This window comes from Paenarthrobacter sp. OM7 (assembly GCF_029873575.1).
In the GTDB taxonomy this organism is placed as follows: domain Bacteria; phylum Actinomycetota; class Actinomycetes; order Actinomycetales; family Micrococcaceae; genus Arthrobacter.
Genome location: NZ_CP123579.1, coordinates 2376592 through 2398674 on the forward strand (window position 1 = coordinate 2376592; position 22083 = coordinate 2398674).

Here is a 22083-nt window from a genome sequence, read left to right on the forward strand (position 1 = left end):
TTCAACACAGAAGTCGAGTGGGAAATGAGCATACGAACAATTCCATCGGGACAACTGAATGGCCACGCAGTTCGGCCCAAGCTTCAAATTGCAGTGGTCGGGGCAGGCTATTGGGGTCCCAATCTCGCCAGGAACCTTAAAGCCAGCCCTGACTGGGACCTGGTGGCCATTTGCGACCTGGACGTAGAACGCGGGCTCAGGCTCGCCGAAACGGTAGGTGGCGTGGCCGTCGTCGAGTCCTTGGACGAACTGCTGGACACATACAACCTTGATGCCGTTGCGGTGGCGACACCGGCACACACCCATCACGGAGTGGTGATGACGGCGCTGCGCGCCGGGAAGCATGTGCTGGTGGAAAAACCCTTGGCGGACAGCCGGGCAAAAGGCCTGGAGATGGTGGAAGAAGCCAAAGCCAGGGGTTTGGTGCTGATGGCGGACCATACCTACTGCTTCACCCCGGCAGTCTTGAAGATCCAGGAGCTTGTAGCCACCGGGGCGTTGGGCGATATCCTCTACGTCGACTCGGTCCGTATCAACCTGGGCCTGGTCCAACCGGACGTCAACGTTTTCTGGGACCTGGCTCCCCATGACCTTTCCATCCTTGACTTCGTCCTGCCGGGCGGCCTGCACCCCACAGAGATCGCGGCCCATGGGGCAGATCCGCTGGGTACCGGCCGTGACTGCGTGGGACATTTAACGTTTGGACTTCCCAACGACGCCATGGTGCACATCCACGTGAACTGGCTCAGCCCCACAAAGATCCGGCAGATGATCATCGGGGGATCGAAGAGGACCCTCGTGTGGGATGACCTGAACCCGCAACAACGCCTCAGTGTCTACGATCGTGGGGTCAGCCTTGAACACCAGCCCCGGTCAGCGGCGGACAAACGGACCTCCGCCATTTCCTACCGCCTCGGCGACACGTGGTCGCCTGCACTGCAGGAGCGCGAGCCCTTGGGCCAGGTGGTGGCCGAACTCGCTGCGTCCATCCGTAACCACACCATGCCCCGTACCAGTGGAGAGTCCGGGCTCCGCGTCCTGTCTGTCCTGGAGGCCGTCACCCAAAGCCTGAGCACCGACGGGCAGTCCACAGTGGTGGCCGGCAACGAGGTCAATCTCCAGGTTGCACGGTGAAAAGGCTCCTCGGCGCCAACGTCCTGGTCACCGGTGGCGCCGGAACCATAGGGTCCACGCTGGTTGACCAACTGCTCGACGCCGGTGCCGCGCACGTGGACGTCCTGGATAACCTGGTGCGGGGACGCCTGGCAAACCTGGACGCCGCATTGGCCAGTGAACGGGTGGACCTGGTGGAAGGTGACCTGCGGGACCGCGACCTGGTGCATGACCTCACCCGGGGCAAGGACCTGGTGTTTCACCAGGCCGCCATCCGCATCACCCAATGCGCCGAGGAACCACGGTTGGCACTCGAAGTGCTGGTGGACGGAACGTTCAACGTGATCGAGGCCACCGCCCAACACGCCGTGGACAAGCTCATCCTGGCCTCCAGCGCTTCTGTGTACGGCATGGCCGAAGAATTCCCCACCACCGAACGCCACCACCATCACAACAACGACACGTTCTACGGCGCAGCCAAGTCCTTCAACGAGGGAATGGCGAGGAGCTTCCGGGCGATGACCGGCCTGAACTACGTGGCCTTGAGGTACTTCAACGTTTATGGTCCGCGGATGGACGTCCACGGGCTGTACACCGAGGTGCTGGTCCGTTGGATGGAGCGGATCGTCGATGGCCGTCCGCCACTGATCTTCGGCAGCGGTCAGCAAACCATGGATTTCATCCATACCGCCGATGTGGCCCGGGCCAACGTCCTGGCAGCAGTCAGTGACGTCACCGATGGTGTCTACAACGTGGCCAGCGGGACCGAAACCAGCCTCGCCGGGCTGGCCCAAACGCTGCTGGACGTCATGGAGTCACCGCTGCACCTTGAGCACGGACCGGAAAGAGCCGTCAACGGCGTGGCGCGCCGCCTGGCCGATACCTCGGCCGCGCGGGAGGACCTCGGGTTCGAGGCTGCCGTCGGCTTGGAGGATGGACTGCGCTCGCTGGTTGCCTGGTGGCGGCCACTGCGTGAAGAGATTGCCGCAGCACGCACCACCACCCGACCTGACGCTCCGGTAGCTGGTGCGAGATGACCGCCTCCGGTCTGCACCTGGCACGCATCGACGTCATGAAGCCGTGGCTGGGCGAGGACGAGGCCCAGGCAGTGGCCGAGGTGATCGCCTCCGGGTGGGTGGCACAAGGTCCCAAAGTCCGCCAGTTCGAAGAGGCGTTCTGCCTGCTGCAACAGGCAGGCTTCGCCGTCGCGACCTCCAACTGCACTACAGCCCTGCATCTGGCCCTTGTGGTGGCCGGCGTGGGCCCGGGCGATGACGTAGTAGTCCCGTCCTTCTCGTTCATTGCCACAGCCAACGCAGCAACGTACGTGGGGGCTCGTCCGGTGTTCGCCGACGTTGATGTCGCAACCGGTTGTGTCACTGCAGAGACACTGCGTGCCGCCCTGACTCCGGCCACCAAGGCAGTCATCGCCGTGGACCAGGGCGGAGTGCCCGTTGATCTGGCTCCCATCCGGGCGATGTGCGATCCGCTGGGCATCACCGTGGTGGAAGATGCTGCCTGCGCCATCGGTTCCCGCTACCACGGCCGGGCTGTGGGGGCCGGAGCGGAAGTCGCCGCCTGGTCCTTCCACCCACGCAAGATCCTCACCACCGGGGAAGGCGGCATGCTGTCCACCTCGCGGCAGGACTTTGCTGATACATCAAGGCGCCTTCGTGAACACGCCATGAGCGTCTCTGCCGCCGACCGGCACGCCAGCATTCTGGCGCCCCCGGAGGAGTACCTCGAAATCGGGTTCAACTACCGCATGACTGATCTTCAGGCCGCCGTCGGAATCGTCCAACTGGGCCGGCTCCGGGAGGTCATCCAGCGGCGGCGGAAACTGGCAGCTACCTACGCGGACGCTTTCGCAGAAATCGAGGGCTTGCGCCTGGTCAGCGACCCGGACTACGGAATCAGCAACTTCCAGTCCTGCTGGCTTGAAGTCGGGCCAGGGTTTCCCTTGGGACGCGACGGCTTGATGTCTGTTTTGGCCGAGGATGGAATTTCTGCGCGGCGGGGCATCATGGCAGCCCACCGCCAACCGGCCTACGCCGGCAAAGACACCGGGAAGGCAGCCCTGGATGCCACTGAATGGCTGACTGACCACACCCTCATCCTGCCCCTGTACCACCAGCTTTCCCTGCACGATCAGGTCCGGGTCATCGATTCCGTGTATCGGGCAGCAGGTCGACTGACATGAGTGAACTTCTCCTCATAGCAGCCAGCGGCCTGGCCAGGGAGGTCCTGGCCATGGTCCGCAGCAACGGGCCCTTTGACGTTATCGGGATCCTCGACGACGACGAAGACAAACTCGGGCGGGTGGTTGACGGGGCCCACGTCCTGGGCCCCATCCGGGATGCCCTGAATTTCCCCCATGCATTGTTGCTGGTGTGCATCGGATCAGGATCGGGGCGGGAAGCCGTCGTCATGCGGCTCAGGACCCTGGGACTGGATGAAGGCCGATATGCCACGGCCATAGACCCCTCCGTGCAGGTCCCCGAAGGCTGCATGATCGGCAGGGGCAGCATCCTCCTAGCCCACGTGAGCATGACGGCGTCCGTGACGATCGGCAACCACGTAGTAGCCATGCCCGGCGTGACCTTCACCCACGACGACGACATCAGTGACTTTGCGACTTTCGCCTCAGGGGTTTCGCTCGGGGGCAACGTTCACATCGGGCGTGCCGCCTATGTCGGGATGAATGCCAGTGTCCGCGAGCGCACGTCCATCGGCGCAAATGCCACGATCGGGATGGGCGCGGCGGTCCTCACGGACGTACCGGCAGAGGAAACCTGGGCCGGGGTCCCGGCACGGGTGATCAAGCGGGGAAATTCCCCTGCGCTGGAGGGCATCCAATGAAACTGATGCGTCCCGTTCCCCTCCGGCACCCGGTGAGTGTTTCGGTGGTAGTGCCGTGCTACAACTACGGACACTTCCTGCCTGAGGCTGTTGCCAGCGCTTTGACGCAGGAGGGCGTGGACGTTGAGGTCATCGTGATCGATGATGCGTCCACGGATGGCAGCGCCGCCGTGGCCTGGCGGCTGGCCTCCGAGGATCAACGCATCAGCGTTGTCCTCCACGACAGCAACAAGGGGCACATTGCCACCTACAACGACGGACTCTCCAGGGCGCGGGGCCGGTACGTAACGCTTCTGTCCGCAGATGATGTCATAGCCCCCGGCGCGTTGGCCCGGGCTGCCGCGCTGATGGAAGCCAACCCCCGGGTGGGAATGGTGTACGGCCTGCCGCGGGACTTCACTGACAAGCCTCCCGCCCCTTCCTCCCATGACCACAGCACATGGACTGTGTGGGAAGGCCGGGCATGGATTTCCCTGGCGTGCGCCCGCGGGAGGAACTTCATCCTCTCACCCGAGGTAGTCATGAGGACCGCGGCAGTGCTCAGCGTGGGTGCTTACAGCACCACGCTGCCGCACTCCGGGGACCTGGAGTACTGGCTTAGGGCCGCAGGCTCCTGGGATGTGGGCAGGATCAACGGGCCGGTGCAGGCGTTCTACCGGGTCCATGGGGCCAACATGCATCAGACGGAGTTCGCAGCGGCCGCTGTGGACCTGAAGCACCGTCTGGAGGCTTTCCGGGTCCTTGAAGACTCCCGGTTTCCGGGCAATCCGAAGAACCGGGCACGGCAGGTGCAGCGGGCCAAGTGCGCCCTCAGCAAGGAAGCCGCGCAGCTGGGGTTCAGGGAAATCAACCAGGGCGGATCGGTGGAGGCCGCAGTCGAGCTCCGGAAATTCATCGAGGGCCTGCACGAGGTTCCCGGAAACATCCACCGGGCCAACGCGTTGCAAGCCAGGATCGCCCGGGCAGCCCGCGGCCGGAAACCAAGGGCAGAAAGGCTCGCCGCTGCTTTTGTGCGCAGCCAGCTGGACCGGGTCCGTTGGAGGCTATGGGCCATGACGGGAATCTCATGACCGCCGTCAGCGGCCAAGACCGCACACTGGGCAACCGGGCTGCGAGCGCCACGCTGTGGGGCGGTGTCAACATGGCCTTGGGCAGGATCGTCCAGTTTGCCACCACCATCATCGTGGCCAGGATGATTGCCCCGGAGCACTTCGGCGCGCTCGCCGTAGCCATAGTGGTGCAGACCGTCGCCACCAACATGGCCGAGCTCGGTGCGACCGCAGCCTTGGCACGCGGCACCGGGGATCCGGACAAGATCGCCCCTACCGTCTTCTCCATTGCACTGGTCACCAGCGGAGTCATGACGGCGGCAGCAATCGCCCTTGCACCAGCCTTGGCAACAGCGTTTGATGACCCCGCCGCGACGCCCGTGATCCAGGTGCTCTCGCTCACCATCCTCCTCCAGGGAGCCGGCGCCGTCCCTTCCACCATGGTGTGGCGGGAGTTCCTGCAAAAGCCGCGGGTCGTCGTCGACCTCTGCAGCCTGGTCACCGTGCTGGTACTGGTGGTGCCGATGGCATTGGACGGCTGGGGAGCGATGGCGCTCGCCTGGTCCAGGGTGGGTGGACAGTTGGTGGCCCTGGCCGGCTATTGGATCATCACTCCCAAGCGGTACGCCCCGGGCTTTGACCGGACGGTGGCCGCGGAGATCCTGCGCCTGGGAATGCCGTTGGCCATGGCGAACCTGGTGGTGTTCGTGACCTTGAACGTGGACTATCTCCTGATAGGCCGGATGCTTGATCCGACGGCATTGGGCCTGTACCTCCTGGCGTTCAACCTGGCCGGGCTGCCCAGTTCGGTGATCACTGCGGTCATCCGGGCCACTGCGGTGCCGACCTTTGGCAGGCTCTTCTCCGAAGGAACCTTGGGGGTGCTGGCCGCCCGGTTCGTGACCGGGGTTTCCTATGGCGCATTTCCTATCTCCGCCATGGTGATTGCGCTGGCACATCCCTTGATCGTCACCGCCTATGGCGGGGCATGGGCGCCGGCGGGCATGGCACTTGCCACGCTGGGGGTCTTCGGCGCTACACGGATCCTGGTGGAGCTCTTCGCTGACCTGAGCGTGGGTGCAGGCAAGACCGGATGGCTCTTTTGGGTCCAGGTAGCCTGGCTTGCCGCCCTGACGCCGGCCCTTCTGGCCGGCATCACGTGGTGGGGGATTGCCGGGGCAGGGATCGCCCACGCGGCAGTGGCGTGCCTGGTGGTCATTCCCCTCTACGTCACGTCCTTGACATCGGTCCTGCATACCAGCGCCTGGCAACTCCTGCGCGGAAGTGTCCGCCCCCTGGCGGCTGCCGCCGTGGCAGGGGCTTGTGTTTGGATGGCCACCCAGGGGATAGCCAACCCTGCCATGGCCCTGGCCTGCGGCCTGCTGATCGGTTCGGTCCTGTACGGCCTTCTGACCTTCCGCCAGGGCAAAGAACTCGTGGCTGAGATCCGCGGGCTGCTCAGGTCCACGGCGTCCGGGCCGTCCCCTGCCGGTATTCCTGGAAGCCCGGTCCAGCCATGAAGCCCATAACACTGTCCACCGCCCGCCTGGCAGCCCAGCGTGTCCGCCGGGATGGCTGGCGGCCTGTTGCCCGGGTGGTGGCGGCAAAGCTGGTCACCTCCGCTGTGGACGCCTGGCATCTGGCAGAACCGGCCATTCCCCTGCGGGAGGAAGACATCATGGACTCCCGGTCTACCGCCCGTCCTGTCCCCGCCCCCGCCACCGGACGCCTCAGGATCGGCTGGCTCTGCACACCCCCTGCGCCAGGCTCCGGGGGACACACCACCTTCTTCCGGATGGTCGAGGAGATGGAAGAGAGAGGCCATCAGTGCACTTTGTTCCTCTACGACACCAAAGACGACGACACCAGCCGTCACGAAGAGACCATCCACAGCCACTGGCCGGCGCTGCGTGCCGGGGTTCGCAGCGCCACATATGGGATGGAAGGGGTGGATGCACTTATTGCCAGTTCCTGGCCTACGGCACACGTTGCCGCGGGGCGGGCACCTGGCAGCGTCCACCTCTTCTATTTCATCCAGGATTACGAGCCTTACTTCTACCCCCGCGGATTCCTGTACGCACTGGCAGAGGAAAGTTACCGCCTGGGGCTCACCAACGTCGCGCTGGGCGGCATGATCGCCGAGGTCATGCAGGAAGAACTCGGCGAAAAACCCCAAGCCGTGGTTCCCTTCGGATGCGATACCCGTACCTACAGGCTTTCCGCGTCCGCCGGGCATCCTCCGCGGTCCGGCGTGGTCTACTACGCCAAGAAGAAAGTCGACCGACGCGGCTACCTCCTGGCCAAGCTGGCCCTGGAGCGTTTCCATACCCTCCAGCCTGAGCAGGAAATCCATATCTACGGAGACAACGTCACCGGGTGGAACATCCCCGTCACCAACCACGGCAACCTCACCCCCACAGAACTGAACAGCCTGTACAACCAAACGATCACCGGACTGGCCATTTCCTTCACCAACATTTCCCTGGTCCCCGGCGAACTCCTCGCAGCCGGTAACATTCCTGTACTGAACCACGCGCCCTTCGCTTCGGGACTGCTCAACGATCCCGACGCCGTGTGGGCGCCGGGAACTCCCGCCGGCTTGGCCGCTGCGCTCGCGGACGTTGTCAATGCACCGGACATCGAGGACCGTGCCGCAGCCGTTGCCGGCAGGAAACGGCTGGATTGGGCAGATTCACGCGCGGCGTTCGCCCACTTCGTGGAAGCCTCCTGTGCCCGGCTCCCACAAGAGACCTTCGAAGATTCCCTGCCCGGAGGCCGCGCATGAAGCGGATGAAGAAGATCCTCTTTTTCCCTCCGGCCCGCGAAATCGAGGTGGGCGATCTGGACGGAACGTCGGGCACCGCCGGCCACGTGGGCCTCCTGCTCAAATTCACGGCCTTTGCCGTGTTTTTCTTCCCTTCGAACATGGTGGTCAAACCCATCGGAGCCGTGGGGACCGTTCCCATCATGCTGGCCCTCCTGCTGCTGACCTTTTGGCTCTGCTCGGCATTCTTTGGCCTGCACCATCCACTGCGGACCAGGTATCCGGGACGGCTGGGGCTGGGACTGCTGTGGGTGGGAACGTGTGCGTCCTATGTGGCACTGTTCTCCGGCTTCACGGGCAATACCAACGTTTCGGCCCAAGCTGCGGCCGACCGTTGGCTGATCCTGATTCTGGCCTGCGCCGGGATCGCGTTGGTGGCGAGCGAAGCCGTCCGCACACTGGACAACGCCATGTCATTGGTCCGCGCCATCCTTGCCGGCGCCTTCTTCTGCTGCCTTGTGGCCCTGGTCCAGTTTCTCTTCCGGGTCAACCCGATGCTCTGGATCCAGGAGGCCATGCCGGGATTCACGGACAACGGAGGAAACACGGCCTTCCAAGTGCGCGGCCTCATGACGCGTGTTGCGGGAAGCACGTTCCATTCCATTGAACTTGCCGTGGTCTGCGCCATGCTCCTGCCCTTGTCCATCTGGCGGGCCATCTACGACCGGACGGGCTATAAATGGTTGCACTGGACGGGTACAGCCTTGCTGATCGTCGCCATTGCCTCCACGGTCTCCCGGTCCGGCGTCCTCGGACTGTTCCTGGGAATGCTTGTGTTCATTCCCTTCCTCCCACGCCCAGCCCGACGCTGGGCGGTGGTGGCGGCGCCGGCAGCCATGGCGGCACTGTTCGTAGCCATCCCCGGCCTGGTGGGGACACTGACGTCCTCCTTCACCGCGGGAAACAGCGACCCCTCGCTCACAACCCGCACCAACAACTATCCCCGCGTGGCCGAGATGTTCGGTGAACTGCCCTTCCTTGGGCTTGGACCCGGGAACTACATGCCGGAGAACGCCCTTTACATCCTGGACAACCAATACCTTAACTCGCTGGTTACCCTGGGTCTGGTGGGCTTCATCGGCATGGTGGCATTTCTGGTCCTGCCTGCCGTGTCATGTTTCATCGCCGCGCGTGCATCCCGGATCCCCGCCCTGCGCTGCCTGGCAGGGGCGGCAGCGGCTGCCGGCGCTGTCGCAGCAGGCTGCTCACTGACCTTCGATTCCATGGCTTTCCCCGTGTTTGCCCTGGTGTACCCCTTCATCATCGGCCTCGGAGGAGGCGCTTGGATCATGATCCGCCGTGAAATCGAACTCAGGGAAACCACAGCACCTGACCTGTTAAAGAACGGTCCGCCCCAGGACGGACACCTCCGCAACCCTTCAACCCCGAATGTCGAGGCGATCACATGGACCCGGTAGCAGTCATCAAGACGTTGTGGCATCACAAGTTCGTCGTGTTGCCTGTCCTGCTGGTGACGGTGCTGGCAGCCGTCTACGTGTACTCCTTTGCCCCACGCTCCTACGAAGCCAAGGCAACGTACGCGATTGTCAATCCAAAAATCCCCACCGCCGCCGAGCTGGAGAAGAACCCGGCACTGAACCTGCTCAACTCGGACAACCCCTACCTTCGTTCGGCGGATTCCTCGCTGATCGCCCAGGTAGTGGGCACCAGGCTGAACGACGACACCACCGGAGATGCCCTCCTCAGGGAGGGACTCAGCACGGACTACACGGTCCAACGTCCCCCGGCTTCTTTCCTGATCGAGATTGCCGCGGCTTCCGAGAGCAAGGACAAGGCCGTTGCCACAGTCAAAGCCTTGGGGTCCCGGCTGGAAACGGACCTGCTGGCCATCCAATCGATCAACGGGGCTGATGAGCGCTTCTTGTACACATCCCTGATGGTTGCGTCGCCGGACAACGCCACCGAACAATTCTCCAGCCGCCTCCGCTCACTGATCGTTGTCCTGGTGGCCGGAATCGTGCTGACCTTTGGGGCCGTATCCATAGCCCGCGGCCTTGAAACATCGCGGGTGCGGGCCAGGACGGCATCCCCTGCAGGGGAGCGGAACAAGAAGTCCCGCCGCAAAAACCATCACGACCCTGACCCAAACGGGCCGGCAGCCGGCGGTCCCGGCCTTGACGAGCTCACCATCCAGGAGATTTTGACACCCGCCCAGGCAGGCCGCAGGGCAGAGCGTCCATTTACAGCCAACAGCCCGCTGAGCGAACCCCTGCTGTCCACCAGCAACGGGAAGTCACCCATCAAGGAAACATCTGCCTGAGAGGTAGCCCGTGAAACCAAGGACAGCAGGGGTCCTCAGCGCGACTGTTCTCACCGGTCTTGCCGTTGCCGTTGCTGTTGCGGCAGCCAGCGGAGTAGTGCCCTTCGCCGGGGCGGGCACGCCCAGTCCAGGGCCTGCTACCCCCTCGACAACGATGGCAGAAGACTATGACGGTGTGACGCTGCGCCCCATTGACGGTGGCGCGGACTATTACGCACGATTCAAAGGTGGCCTGCCCGGAGATCCCGGGTTCTTCCCCATCGCAGTCTGGTTCGAAAGCGTCCTGGACAAAGGAAACATTGCCCTCGACACGGAAGCCGGGCTCAACACCTACGTGGAGCTGACCGCCAACTCCGACCTGAGCCTGGTGAAGGCTTCGGGCATGTACGCCATTCCTACCTTCGAGTCCCCGGACGCCGCCGGCTTCGCCCTCAGCGACGAAGTAGACATGTGGGCCGGGCCCGGCAATGCCCCCTGGACAGGAAAGTACCCCGGCGAAGGCCCCCTGTGCGTGCCGGAAAACAGCAAATGCGGGTACACAGTCCAAAACGAACGGCGCGCAGCAGCGCCCCCGGGGGCCATGCTGTACTCCAACTACGGCAAAGGCGTCGCCTTTTGGCTCTCCGACGAAGAGTCCGTGGAATTCTTCAAAGGAATCCAGGACGTCGTGTCCGCAGACACCTACTGGTTCACCGACCCCGGCATCTGCTCCAAGGGTGAAGGTGGTGCGCTTGTTGACTACGCCCGGGACCTGACACAGGATGAATGCCGGTTGGCGGCCAACTATGGTTGGACCATCGAGCGGGTCCGGACACTGCAAGCAGGCCGCCCTGCCATACCCATTTGGGCCTTCGTCGAAGCAGGGCACCCCTTCAAGGATTCAGTCAACGCCACCACCATCACAGCGCCCCAGATCCGGGCAGCAGTATGGAGCAGCCTGATCCACGGCGCCAGGGGAGTGATCTACTTCAACCACAACTTCGGCGGCGACTGCATCTCCCAGCACGTCCTCCGCGACTGCGGGGTACAGGTCCGCCCCACAGTTACCGCGCTCAACCACCAAATCACCGCGCTCGCCCCCGTCCTCAACGCCCCGTTCCTCGACGGCGCCACCACCGCCACAGGTCCCGTGGATTTCACCACCAAACTCCACAACGGAACGGTCCATATTTTCGCCGGGGCAAACAAGAACGCCGGCGGGAAGGCAAGCTTCCGCGTCCGCTGCGGCGGCAGCACCGCCGTCGTGATTGACGAAGACCGCACCATCCCGGTGGTGGACGGCACTTTCACCGATACGTTCGCTGACGGAAACGCAGTCCACCTCTACCGCATCGACGGCGGCGGGAGCTGCGGCTTCTGACTATCGGCTGCTGTCGTCCCGCTCCCAGCCGGCTGCCACAGTACGCCCCAACAGCGGAGGACGGCGGCCAGCCACGGCGAAAGCCACGTAAACTACGGCGTCAACCGCCGACAACAGCCCCTTGACGGAGGCCAGTAGCTCCCGCACCGTCCGGGACGTCGTAGCCCCGGCCTCCTGCTGGTTCTGCTCCGCATTGCCACGGTAGGACCGGCGAAGGACAGCCAGCAGGGCTGACCGGGTCCGTGGCGTCCGCACCACCACAGGCATGGTGGGCAGCACTGCCTTTTCCACCCCACTGAACAGGCGATCCACGTAATAGTCATCACCCGTCAGGACCGGAAACCCACCCAGACGATCATGACCAGCCCTGCCCAGGGCGTACGCACCCGCACCCCACAGCCCCTGGGCGTTGGACGGTATCCTGGCCCGCGCCCGGTAGTAGGACCGCACCAGCGCCGAAGCGCCCTCCGTGTCATAACGGAAAGCCGGACGGGCCGCCAAGAGAGGACCGTCCCCCAGTGAGGTCAGGACAGCGTGGACGGCCTCCGTACTGACCTCGATATCCGCGTCGAGGTAAAGCCGGGGCCAACGCTCCGCCGCCTGATCAGCGGCGTTCAACGCAGCGGCCTTGGACGCCGCCTCCACTTGGATGACCCGTACCCCGTGGAACGCGGACGCAACGGTCTCCGTCCCATCGGTGCACCCGTTGCACGCGACAATGACCTCCACGGTGCCCCAAGCAATCACGCCCTCCAGCGATTGCAGGGTCCTCGCGATGACGGAGGCTTCGTTATGGGCAGGGATGATCACAGCACCGGATGGTGGCGCCACGCCGTGCGCGGGGGACGTTTGCTCGGGGGACATTTGCGCGGGGGACCGTTCGCCAAAGGAAGCATGAGGCAACGCCTTCCACCGCCTGCGGTCCACCACAGCCAAAGCAGCCTCGCGATGCCCGGGCTTATGGAGCCGGACAAGCTCCGAAACCAGCACCACCGCCCTGAACGCCGCCACCCAGTGCGGGTCGCAATACTTCGCCGCGTACCGGACACGATTCACGGACATCAACGCATTCAACTGCGGTGAAGTACCCGAACCCCCACGCTCATGCCACATCCGGGCCAACGGCTCACACCAGATCGAACGGCCCGAATCACGCACCCTCCGGCAATAATCCGTTTCCTCCGAATACAGGAAGAACTGCTCATCCCACCCGCCCACGTCCCTGGCGGTATCAGCACTGATCAACAGCGCAGCACCGGTTGCCCAATCAACACGGTGCGCATGGAGGTAACTCTCCGGATCAAAGTCCATCTCAGACAACCACCCAGGCCTCCCCTTCACCCGGGAGCCCAAAGCCGCATCACCCAGCGCTCGCAGAATGCCCGGCTCCCGCCGCAGCGATGGGTACACACTGCCGTCGTCATCCAAAAGGACAGGAACCACCATCCCTGCGCCGGACAGTGCCATCCTTCGACGCAAAGCAGCTACCGCGCCAGGCTCCACCCGCAGGTCCGGATTCAGGATGAGATACGCGTCCGCGTCTCCGGCCACACGCATTGCGGCATTGATACCCCCGGCGTACCCGAGGTTCCCGCCCGTGCGCACGGCAGTGATGTCGGGGTGCTTCAGCACCTCGGCCATGGTGCGGTCATCGGGGGAGTTGTCCGCCACCACAACTTTGATGGACTGCGCCGCGGTTTCCTCCCGCAGGCTTGCAACCAACGCCGCGACGTCCTCGGCGTTGTTGTACGTCACCACCAGCACTGCGACGTCGGCCCTGGCCCTTGCCGGGACGAACTGCCCCGGAGCACGGCTGGGCCCGTCCTCCGGGGTGCTGAAAACGGCAGGGGACGGGCCGCCCGCTGCCGGGGCCACCGGTTCAGGCTGGGCTGCACTGCTACTGGACATCCGCAGCGTCAGGTATGCCCCCGGGCCGTCCACCAGGTACCGCCGGGCCAACCGTCGCGGTTCCAGCATCAGCCGCCACGCCCATTCCAGTCCATGGGTGCTCACCCACACCGGAGCGCGCCTGATCCTGCCGGCGAGGAAATCAACAACCGCACCAAAGGCCAGCAGCACCTTGGCTCCCGCCAACTGCCCATATTCGGCAATCCAGAGCTCCTGCCTGGGCTTTCCCAAACCCACCACCAGGACGTCCACGGCAGCGCCGGCGATTTCCGCCGCCAAGAGCTTGGAGGCGTTCACATCGACAAGCACGGGACGCTCAGGGGCCCACCAGCCCGCCACCGTCAAACCGGGACGTTCCTTGGCAAACCTCTTCCGGATGAGTTCCTGCGCCTGCGGGCTTCCACCCAGAAAACCCACGCGAAGACCCAGGCGCTCGGCCTCGTCCAGCAAGGGTTCCACCACATCACTGCCGGCCAGCCGTGGCCAGGCCCGGCCCGTGACCCTGGCCGCTTCGGCCACCAACGGCGCACCGTCCAGCAAAGTCAGCCATTCCACTGGTGAAGGTTGGTCCAACGTGCCGTTCCACCGGCTCCCCGAACCGAAATGACGGAGGTGGTCCAGATTGGCCGAACAGACTCCCAAAGGCTTCGCACCGCCGGACTGTGCTCGGTCCATGATGAGCTCCACAGCCCGCTCGAAGTCCATCAGGTTCACCAGGGCGCCGCCCAGGTTCACCGGCTGCCCTGCGCTGGGCTGGTCTGTCGCGGGGCGACCCGGGCCGGCGTGGACGGTCGTGGCGGCGCCCCGGCTGGAGGCCGCCCTGGACCGGCGTCCGTGGGGAGTCAGCAGCAGTGCGCTGCCGTTCATCTCCAGGCCTGATGAAGGGTGGGGGAGTGCGCCTTGTCGGGGCGCGATCTTCGGCAGCAGCATGCTCGGCTCTCCAGGCTTCCGGGTCCAGCTCAGGACACAACAATTGAGCCGGCGATCCATGCTGCTGCACTGCCTGGATCGCCGCGGACAGCCTAGGCTGCCCTTCCAACGTGTTCACTTGAGTTGTCTCCCGGCCTGCCTCAGGCGGGCTGCCGTACGGCCACTGTAGGCCCTTTTTCCGGACGCCGCTAGGGTTCCAGGCCGTCCAAATACTCCGCCAGGCGCACGGGCGCTGGAGCCGGGTCAAATCCGGCAGCCCGGATCTTCGACAGGTCCAGGACGCTGCTGCGGGGGCGCGGCGCGGTACCAGGCTTGGCATAGTCCGCAGTGCTGACGGGGTTCACCCGGACGGGATCGGCCCCGCAGTGCCGGAACACATCCCGGGCAACGCCGGCCCAGGATGCCCGCTCGCCGCTGTTGCTGACGTTGTACGTGCCGTACGGGGCCCGATAGTCCACCAGGTGACGGATGGCAGCAGCGACGTCGACGGCGAAGCTCAGCCTGCCCCATTGGTCATCAACCACGGACGGCGAAACTCCTTGGGCGGCCAAGGCAGCCATGGTTCGAACAAAGTTTCGGCCCTCACCCACTACCCAACTGGTCCGCACGATGTAGTGCCGCGGGACCGTCGCCACGGCTGTCTCTCCAGCTGCTTTGCTCTGGCCGTAGACACCCAGGGGCGTCGGGTTCTCGTCCTCCCGGTGAACGTCGGCAGTTCCGTCGAAGACGTAGTCGCTGGAAACATGAACCAGCGTCAGTGAATGCTCGACGGCGGTCCTCGCCAAGCGGGCCACTGCGGTTGCGTTGATGGCCCAGGCAGCCGCACGGCCCTCTGCGGTTTCGGCGGCGTCAACACCCGTAAAAGCCGCCGCATTGATGATGGTGGAGTACTTCCGCCAGTCCCGTGCCGCATACGATTCCCACGATGTGAGATCGAAGTCTGCCCGGCCGGCGAAGTCCACGCTGGCATCCCCGGCATACTCCCCCCGCAGGGCCTTGCCCAGTTGCCCGTCCGCTCCGAGGACCAGCGTTCGCCGTGGCTGCATGGGCTTTACGTCCGGCAAGCGTGGATGGCCCTTGTCCTGGGTCGACAGAACAGCACGGTCCAACGGAATGGGCCAGGGAACGGCTACGTGGTCGTCGGCTGCATTGAGGAAGGTGTAGTCCTTCTGCGCCTCAGCACTCCAGTGGTCATTAACCAAGTACGTGTAGGCCGTGTCGTCTGCCAGGGTCTGGAAGGCGTTTCCAACACCACGGGGAACGTACACCGCGTCCTTGGCCGTCATTTCCGCGCAGAACATGGTGCCGAAGCCGGGCCCTTCGCGCAGGTCCACCCATGCGCCGAAGATCCTCCCTGCGGCAACCGAAATGAACTTGTCCCACGGTTCGGCATGGATTCCCCGGGTGGTTCCGCGCGCAGTGTTGAAGGAGATGTTGTTTTGCACCGGCCCGAAGTCCGGGAGCCCCAGGTCCAGCATCTTCTTGCGATGCCAGTTTTCCTTGAACCATCCACGGTCATCCCCGTGAACCGGCAACTCGAAAAGCACCAGCCCTGGGATCGGCGTGGTGCGTGAACGCAACTGCTGTACCGGCTCCACGGCTTAGTGGCCCTGGCCGGCGTATTTGGATTCCGTTGAGGCTTTCTGGGGCCGCCACCAGGCTTCGTTGTCCCGGTACCACTGAACGGTGGCAGCCAGGCCGCCGTCGAAATCCGAAAACCGGGGCGACCACCCAAGTTCCCGGCGGAGCTTGCTTGAATCGATGGCGTAGCGCAGGTCATGGCCTGGACGGTCGGTCACCAGATCGTAGGCGTCACTGGGCTGGTTGGCGAGGGACAGCAGCTTTTCCACCACCTCCTTGTTGGACCGTTCTCCGTCGGCTCCAATCAGGTAGGTTTCGCCCACTCGGCCACCCTCAAGAATGGCCACCACTGCCGAGGAATGGTCTTCGACGTGAATCCAATCGCGCACGTTGCGGCCATTGCCGTAGAGGCGCGGCCGCGTGCCTTCCAGGATGTTGGTGATCTGCCGGGGGATGAACTTCTCAACGTGCTGGTAGGGACCGTAGTTGTTGGAGCAATTGCTGATGGTCGCCTTGAGGCCGAAGGACCTGACCCATGCCCGCACCAGCAGGTCCGAGCCGGCTTTCGTGGCGGAGTAGGGGCTGGTGGGCCGGTAAACGGATTCTTCGGTGAACCGGCCCGGTTCATCCAGGGCAAGGTCGCCGTACACCTCGTCCGTGGAGATGTGATGGAACCGGGTGCCATGCTTTCGCGCGGCTTCGATCAGGGTGAATGTTCCCAGCAGGTTGGTGTCGAGGAAAGGCCGGGGCTCTTCCAGGGAGTTGTCATTGTGGGACTCGGCGGCGAAGTGCACCACGGCATCCGCGGCGGCAGTCAGCGGATCCACCACTGCGGCATCACAAATGTCACCCTGGACAAATTCGAAGCGTTCAGGCGGCAACCCGGCAAGTGATTCGATATTGCCTGCATAGGTCAATTTATCCAGGACCGTGACATGGAAGCCGGTGTGCCCCATGATGTAGTGGACAAAGTTGCATCCGATGAATCCGGCCCCGCCGGTGACAAGGATTCTCTGCATGGCCCTAGAGTAGCCGTCCGCGGCGGGACAGGGCACAGGTGAGGACGGCAGGTTTGCGAGGAATTATTCTTGCAGGTGGAACGGGTTCCAGGCTCCATCCCATCACGCTCGGAATCAGTAAACAGCTGGTCCCCGTGTTCGACAAGCCCATGATCTATTACCCGTTGTGCACACTGATGCTCGCCGGTATCCGCGATGTCCTCATCATCACCACACCCGGCGACGCCACCCAGTTCCAGCGGCTCCTGGGCGATGGTTCACAGTTCGGCATCAACCTGACGTACGCAGAACAGCCGACGCCGGACGGGTTGGCCCAGGCGTTCATCCTGGGGGAGCGGCACATCGGGACCGGCAAAGTGGCCCTCATCCTCGGGGACAACATTTTTAATGGACCCGGCATGGGCAACCAGTTACGCCACTACGTGGATGTCGACGGCGGTGCCATCTTCGGATATTGGGTCAAGGACCCGTCCGCCTACGGGGTGGTGGAGTTCGACGACGACGGCCTGGCGGTATCCATTGAAGAGAAGCCGTCCATACCCAAAAGCAATTACGCCGTCCCCGGCTTGTACTTTTACGACAATTCCGTAGTTGCCATGGCCAAGGACCTCAAACCCTCCCCGCGCGGCGAACTGGAGATCACGGACATCAACAGGATGTACATGGACCTCGGCCGGTTGCACGTACAGAAGTTCCCCCGCGGCACCGCATGGTTGGATACGGGGACCTTCAGCGACCTGAACGATGCTTCGAATTACGTTCGCACCACTGAGAACCGACAGGGCTTAAAGATCGGCGCCCCTGAGGAAGTTGCCTGGCGGATGGGCTACCTGGACGACGACGGACTCCGACAGCAGGCGGCAAAGCTGGCCAAGAGCGGGTACGGCAGCTATTTGCTGGACATCCTGGACCGGCAATAGACCGGCTTACTGGGCAGAAACGTCCTCCAGGGCACGTCCTATCTCCGCAGGCAAAACCGTCAATTGCGCGTCCAGCAGTTCCTTGAGCTGGACGGCGTTCCTCGGCCCGACGATTGCCGTTGCCACGCCGGGACGGGAGAGCAGCCAACTCAGGGAGACATCCATAGGGGTGCGACCCAGCCCGCGGGCAGCCATGGCCACCGCTTCCACCACACGGGAAGCCCTCGGTTCCAGGTACGGCTCAATATAGGCAGCCAGCCGGTTCTGCGCAGCACGGGAATCCGCTGGAATCTGGCCACGGTATTTGCCGCTGAGGACACCCCTGCCCAAGGGCGCCCACGCCATCAGGCCCAATCCGGCGTCCTCCACGGCAGGGATCAGTTCCTCTTCCGCCTTGCGCTGGACCAGGGAATACTCCGACTGGTTGGCCACCAGGGTGAATCCTGCCACAGCAGCGGCTTTGGCGGTCTGCCAGCCGTTGTAGTTGGAAATTCCCACATACCGGGCACGTCCGGTCCTCTGGGCAAGTTCCAGCGCTGAAAGGGTCTCATCGAGGGGCACGTTCGGGTCCCATTCGTGGGCGAACCAGATGTCGATGTAGTCGGTTCCCAACCGTGCGAGGCTGGCATCGAGCGCGGACAGCATGGCGCCGCGTGAAGCATTAATGCTGCGCCGTGAGTCCGACGACGACACGCCGGCTTTGGTGGAGATGACCAGTTCGGAGCGGGCCACGACGTCGCCCAACATGGAACCCAGCATGGCCTCGGCCTGCCCATGGGCGTAGGAGGCCGCCGTATCAACCACGGTGCCGCCGGCAGCGACAAATGTGTGGAGGACTTCGGCAGCGTCCTGCTCATCGGTCTCCTGTGCCCAGGACATGGTTCCAAGGGACAAGGAGGACACGCGGAACCCACTGTTCCCGACATAACGCTGCTGCATAGCTGCTAGCTTACGGGGAGTTCCCAGTCTTCATGACGTAGGGTCTATTCACGTGAACTGGATAGAAGCAGCCTTGCTGGGCCTGGTGCAGGGCCTCACCGAATTCCTCCCGATCTCCTCGAGCGCACACCTGCGGATCGTCGGCTCATTCCTCCCGAATGCTTCCGATCCCGGCGCCGCGTTTACTGCCATCACGCAGTTGGGAACCGAAACCGCCGTCATCGTCTACTTCTGGCGCGACATCGTGAGGATCGTCCGTGCCTGGTTCGGGTCCCTCATCGGCAAAGTGGAACGCAGCAATCCCGATGCCCGTATGGGCTGGCTGGTCATTCTGGGCAGCCTCCCGATCATCGTCCTGGGCCTGCTGTTCCAGGACCAGATCGAGTCGGTGTTGCGCAGCATGTGGATCGTCGCCACCATGCTGATCGTTTTCGGCATGATCCTGGCTGTTGCGGACGCGATCGGGCGGCAGGAGAGGGATCTCACACAACTGACGTACAAGCACGGCATCCTGTACGGGTTCGCCCAGGCCATGGCCTTGATTCCGGGTGTCTCCCGCTCCGGTGGAACCATCACCGCCGGACTGCTCATGGGCTACACCCGTGAAGCCGCTGCCAGGTATTCGTTCCTGCTGGCCATCCCCGCCGTATTCGGCAGTGGCCTGTACCAGTTGTACAAGACGGTTTCGAACGATGGTCTGGCCGGTCCATACGGTCTGGCGGAGACTGCGATGGCTACGGTCATTGCTTTCGTGGTGGGCTACATCATTATTGGCTGGTTCCTGAAGTTCGTCTCCACCCGCAGTTACCGGCTGTTCGTCTGGTATCGGATCCTCTTGGGCCTGGCCTTGTATGTCTTGCTGTATTTCAATGTCATCAGCGCCTAGCACTAAGGTTGAACCGTGAAATCGTGGACCTCCCGCCCTGTTCCTGAGCTGCCCGGCAGCATGCCGCAATTACGGCTGTTCGACACAGCCCTAGGCCGAGTAGTGGAGGTTGAACGGCAACCGGAACAGTCCATGTATGTCTGCGGCATCACGCCATACGACGCGACACACATGGGTCACGCGGCAAGCTACGTGGCCTTTGACCTATTGAACCGGGCTTGGCGAGATGCTGGCCTCCGCGTCTCCTACGTCCAAAATGTCACGGATATCGATGACCCCCTGCTGGAGCGCGCCACCGCCACGGGAGTGGACTGGCGCGAACTGGCCCAGAGCCAGATCGAGCTTTTCCAGACCGACATGGACGCACTTAATGTCCTTGCACCCAATCACTACATCGGCGCCGTTGAGGCCATCCCGGATATCGTTCCCGCCATCGAGCGCCTCATTGCCGACGGCGTTGCCTACCGCGTTCCTGGTGCTGACGGTGAGCCTGACGGCGATGTCTATTACGACGTCGAAATGGCCGGCAAGCGCTCGGACGCGACAGACGCCTGGACACTGGGAGATGTGTCGGGACTCGGCGAAACAGAGATGCTGTCGCTGTTCGCCGAACGCGGCGGAGATCCCGCAAGGGCTGGAAAACGCCATGCACTTGATCCGCTGCTCTGGCGCGTGGCCCGTGAAGGCGAACCGCGTTGGCCTGGCGGAACCCTCGGAGACGGCCGGCCCGGGTGGCACATCGAATGCACGGTCATTGCACAGAAGTATCTTCCGGCACCCTTTACCGTCCAGGGCGGAGGCTCGGACCTCGTGTTCCCGCACCACGAAATGGGAGCAGGCCATGCTTACTCTCTGTCCGGAGTGCCGTTGGCGCGGCACTATTCGCACGCAGGCATGGTGGGTCTGGACGGAGAAAAGATGAGCAAGTCCAAGGGCAACCTTGTTCTTGTCTCCAAGCTCCGCGCGGCTGGAGAAGAACCGCCGGCCATCCGCCTGGCGATTCTGGCCAACCACTACCGTTCGGACTGGTCTTGGACCGATGAGGAGTTTGCGGCAGCCAAGAAACGGCTGGCGCAGTGGCGTGAAGCAACGGAGCATGCCCAGGCCGGTTCGGCGGGACCACTGGTGGCCGCGATGCGCAAGGAGCTGGCCAACGACCTCAACGCTCCCGGTGCCATCTCCGCAATCGATCGATGGGCAGAAGACACCTTGCGGGGCAATGCTCCGGCATCCGAGCAGGACCGTGCCGTGATATCTGACGCCATTAATGCGCTGCTGGGCGTTGAACTCTGAGGCCGCAAAGTCCGCAGAAACACGCCCAAAACCCGTAGGAAGCAGCAACGGCCCCGACGCTTCGTCGGGGCCGTTGCCGGTTTATGACGGCAGCAGGGGTCAGGGTCGGTCCTTACCGCGCCGCTTGAGGTACCGCTCGAATTCGCGGGCAATGGACTCCCCGGACGCTTCCGGAAGATCGGCCGTGTCTTTGGCCTCCTCCAGTTGACGTACATACGCGGCAATTTCCGGGTCCTCGGTAGCGAGTTCGTCCACTCCGCGCTCCCAGGCTTCCGATTCTTCAGCCAAGGCCAGACTGTCCAACGGAACCTGCAGCAGATCCTCGACCTTGTGCAGAATGGCGAGCTGGGCTTTGGGAGAGGGCGGCTGGGCCACGTAGTGGGGGACTGCTGCCCACAGGGAGACAGTCGGCAGGCCCGCAAGCATGGCAAATTCAGCAAGCACACCGACGATGCCTACCGGCCCCTCGTACTGGGAAGCCTCAAGATTAAGCCGCTCCCGCAATGAGCTGTCCTCGGTGGTGGTGCTCACCGGAATGGGACGGCTGTGGGGCACGTCAGCCAGCAATGCGCCAATCAGGACCACGGAGTCAACCTTGAGTGCTTCGGCATGGACCAGCAATTCCGTGGTGTAGGCACGCCAACGGTACGAAGGTTCCGTTCCAAGGACGAAAACCACGTCCACGTTGCTGTCCGGTACTGATGCCTTGTAGATCCGGGTTGATGGCCATTTGACCTTGCGGGCACCGGAAGAGGTTCGCCTCACGGTGGGCCGTGTGAACTGGAAGTCGTAGTATTCCTCGGCGTCCACAGTGGCAACCTTCTTGCCATCCCACAGCTTGTTCAAATAGTGCAGCGCATCGCTGGCCGCCTCACCGGCATCGTTCCAGCCCTCAAACGCGGCGAGCATTACGGTGACACGCTGGCCTTCCGCGGGTTCCTTGAGGAAACGCTCGGGCTCCGCGGTGATGTCCTGTCCTTCGGGGGTCCCGTCCACACTGTTCATCCACTCACCCTACGTCCAAGACCCTCGTGGATGCATGGCATTTGATGTCAATGCGTGTCACCGATTCGCCCACAGCGCAAAGCACGGACAGCCCTTGGCCAGGTTCCACGTAGACT

General features: G+C 63.6%; 18 protein-coding genes. 13 read left to right on the plus strand and 5 right to left on the minus strand.

Features of this window, described 5'->3' with window-relative positions:
* Positions 1-24 precede the first annotated feature (24 nt).
* The 10 genes from QEH68_RS10945 to QEH68_RS10990 are packed head-to-tail and all read left to right on the plus strand — an operon-like array spanning position 25 to position 11486.
* Positions 25-1134, plus strand: coding sequence for a Gfo/Idh/MocA family oxidoreductase (locus tag QEH68_RS10945; protein ID WP_280622851.1), 1110 nt, complete (start codon positions 25-27; stop codon positions 1132-1134).
* Entirely contained in the window at positions 1131-2150 is a 1020-nt protein-coding gene (locus QEH68_RS10950) for an NAD-dependent epimerase/dehydratase family protein (RefSeq protein WP_280622852.1), read from the plus strand. Before QEH68_RS10945 ends, QEH68_RS10950 begins: the two co-directional genes overlap by 4 nt.
* Entirely contained in the window at positions 2147-3313 is a 1167-nt protein-coding gene (locus tag QEH68_RS10955) for a DegT/DnrJ/EryC1/StrS family aminotransferase (protein WP_280622853.1), read from the plus strand. Before QEH68_RS10950 ends, QEH68_RS10955 begins: the two co-directional genes overlap by 4 nt.
* Complete coding sequence (locus QEH68_RS10960) at positions 3310-3972, plus strand: acetyltransferase (RefSeq protein WP_207593564.1); 663 nt, start codon at positions 3310-3312, stop codon at positions 3970-3972. The genes QEH68_RS10955 and QEH68_RS10960 overlap by 4 nt, the downstream gene beginning before the upstream one ends.
* On the plus strand, positions 3969-5042 hold the full coding sequence (locus QEH68_RS10965) for a glycosyltransferase (RefSeq protein WP_280622854.1): 1074 nt from the start codon (positions 3969-3971) through the stop codon (positions 5040-5042). Before QEH68_RS10960 ends, QEH68_RS10965 begins: the two co-directional genes overlap by 4 nt.
* Positions 5039-6541 carry an oligosaccharide flippase family protein gene (locus QEH68_RS10970; protein WP_280622855.1) on the plus strand — a complete coding sequence of 501 codons (1503 nt, stop codon included), beginning with the start codon at positions 5039-5041 and terminating at the stop codon, positions 6539-6541. The genes QEH68_RS10965 and QEH68_RS10970 overlap by 4 nt, the downstream gene beginning before the upstream one ends.
* A complete protein-coding gene (locus tag QEH68_RS10975) occupies positions 6538-7806 on the plus strand; it encodes a glycosyltransferase family 1 protein (RefSeq protein ID WP_280622856.1) in 1269 nt (422 codons plus the stop codon). The genes QEH68_RS10970 and QEH68_RS10975 overlap by 4 nt, the downstream gene beginning before the upstream one ends.
* Positions 7803-9263 (plus strand): O-antigen ligase family protein, encoded by a 1461-nt coding sequence (locus QEH68_RS10980; RefSeq protein WP_280622857.1) that lies wholly within the window; start codon positions 7803-7805, stop codon positions 9261-9263. Before QEH68_RS10975 ends, QEH68_RS10980 begins: the two co-directional genes overlap by 4 nt.
* Positions 9251-10126: a chain-length determining protein gene (locus QEH68_RS10985; protein WP_280622858.1), complete on the plus strand. Its 876-nt coding sequence runs from the start codon at positions 9251-9253 to the stop codon at positions 10124-10126. Before QEH68_RS10980 ends, QEH68_RS10985 begins: the two co-directional genes overlap by 13 nt.
* 10 nt (positions 10127-10136) lie before the next feature.
* Entirely contained in the window at positions 10137-11486 is a 1350-nt protein-coding gene (locus tag QEH68_RS10990) for a hypothetical protein (protein ID WP_280622859.1), read from the plus strand.
* Here the strand turns inward: QEH68_RS10990 and QEH68_RS10995 are convergent, their stop codons facing one another.
* The 3 genes from QEH68_RS10995 to rfbB form a co-directional block, all read right to left on the minus strand.
* Complete coding sequence (locus QEH68_RS10995) at positions 11487-14324, minus strand: WecB/TagA/CpsF family glycosyltransferase (protein WP_280622860.1); 2838 nt, start codon at positions 14322-14324, stop codon at positions 11487-11489.
* Between the two features lie 188 nt (positions 14325-14512).
* Positions 14513-15922 carry a bifunctional dTDP-4-dehydrorhamnose 3,5-epimerase family protein/NAD(P)-dependent oxidoreductase gene (locus QEH68_RS11000; protein ID WP_280622861.1) on the minus strand — a complete coding sequence of 470 codons (1410 nt, stop codon included), beginning with the start codon at positions 15920-15922 and terminating at the stop codon, positions 14513-14515.
* A 3-nt stretch (positions 15923-15925) separates the two neighbouring features.
* Positions 15926-16924 (minus strand): dTDP-glucose 4,6-dehydratase, encoded by a 999-nt coding sequence (gene rfbB / locus QEH68_RS11005; protein ID WP_207593572.1) that lies wholly within the window; start codon positions 16922-16924, stop codon positions 15926-15928.
* 53 nt (positions 16925-16977) lie between these two features.
* Here rfbB and rfbA point away from each other — a divergent pair, with 53 nt between their 5' ends.
* Positions 16978-17844, plus strand: coding sequence for a glucose-1-phosphate thymidylyltransferase RfbA (gene rfbA, locus QEH68_RS11010; protein ID WP_280622862.1), 867 nt, complete (start codon positions 16978-16980; stop codon positions 17842-17844).
* 6 nt (positions 17845-17850) lie between these two features.
* Here the strand turns inward: rfbA and QEH68_RS11015 are convergent, their stop codons facing one another.
* Positions 17851-18783, minus strand: a complete 933-nt coding sequence (locus QEH68_RS11015; RefSeq protein ID WP_280622863.1) for an aldo/keto reductase — start codon at positions 18781-18783, stop codon at positions 17851-17853.
* A gap of 52 nt (positions 18784-18835) precedes the next feature.
* On the opposite strand from QEH68_RS11015, the gene QEH68_RS11020 reads away from it, so the two are divergent.
* Together QEH68_RS11020 and mshC are read left to right on the plus strand one after the other, a co-directional pair.
* On the plus strand, positions 18836-19669 hold the full coding sequence (locus QEH68_RS11020; RefSeq protein ID WP_207593575.1) for an undecaprenyl-diphosphate phosphatase: 834 nt from the start codon (positions 18836-18838) through the stop codon (positions 19667-19669).
* Between the two features lie 15 nt (positions 19670-19684).
* Complete coding sequence (gene mshC, locus QEH68_RS11025) at positions 19685-20962, plus strand: cysteine--1-D-myo-inosityl 2-amino-2-deoxy-alpha-D-glucopyranoside ligase (protein WP_280622864.1); 1278 nt, start codon at positions 19685-19687, stop codon at positions 20960-20962.
* Between the two features lie 99 nt (positions 20963-21061).
* Here the strand turns inward: mshC and QEH68_RS11030 are convergent, their stop codons facing one another.
* Complete coding sequence (locus tag QEH68_RS11030; RefSeq protein WP_207593577.1) at positions 21062-21967, minus strand: PAC2 family protein; 906 nt, start codon at positions 21965-21967, stop codon at positions 21062-21064.
* Positions 21968-22083: the final 116 nt, after the last annotated feature.

Coding starts and splice junctions, on each gene's coding strand:
- QEH68_RS10965 (WP_280622854.1), top strand. CDS start 3,969: ATGAAACTGATGCGTCCCGTTCCCCTCCGGCACCCGGTGAGTGTTTCG.
- QEH68_RS10960 (WP_207593564.1), top strand. CDS start 3,310: ATGAGTGAACTTCTCCTCATAGCAGCCAGCGGCCTGGCCAGGGAGGTC.
- QEH68_RS10970 (WP_280622855.1), top strand. CDS start 5,039: ATGACCGCCGTCAGCGGCCAAGACCGCACACTGGGCAACCGGGCTGCG.
- QEH68_RS10945 (WP_280622851.1), top strand. CDS start 25: ATGAGCATACGAACAATTCCATCGGGACAACTGAATGGCCACGCAGTT.
- QEH68_RS10955 (WP_280622853.1), top strand. CDS start 2,147: ATGACCGCCTCCGGTCTGCACCTGGCACGCATCGACGTCATGAAGCCG.
- QEH68_RS11015 (WP_280622863.1), bottom strand. CDS start 18,783: ATGCAGCAGCGTTATGTCGGGAACAGTGGGTTCCGCGTGTCCTCCTTG.
- QEH68_RS10975 (WP_280622856.1), top strand. CDS start 6,538: ATGAAGCCCATAACACTGTCCACCGCCCGCCTGGCAGCCCAGCGTGTC.
- QEH68_RS10995 (WP_280622860.1), bottom strand. CDS start 14,324: ATGCTGCTGCCGAAGATCGCGCCCCGACAAGGCGCACTCCCCCACCCT.
- QEH68_RS11030 (WP_207593577.1), bottom strand. CDS start 21,967: ATGAACAGTGTGGACGGGACCCCCGAAGGACAGGACATCACCGCGGAG.
- QEH68_RS10980 (WP_280622857.1), top strand. CDS start 7,803: ATGAAGCGGATGAAGAAGATCCTCTTTTTCCCTCCGGCCCGCGAAATC.
- QEH68_RS10985 (WP_280622858.1), top strand. CDS start 9,251: ATGGACCCGGTAGCAGTCATCAAGACGTTGTGGCATCACAAGTTCGTC.
- rfbB (WP_207593572.1), bottom strand. CDS start 16,924: ATGCAGAGAATCCTTGTCACCGGCGGGGCCGGATTCATCGGATGCAAC.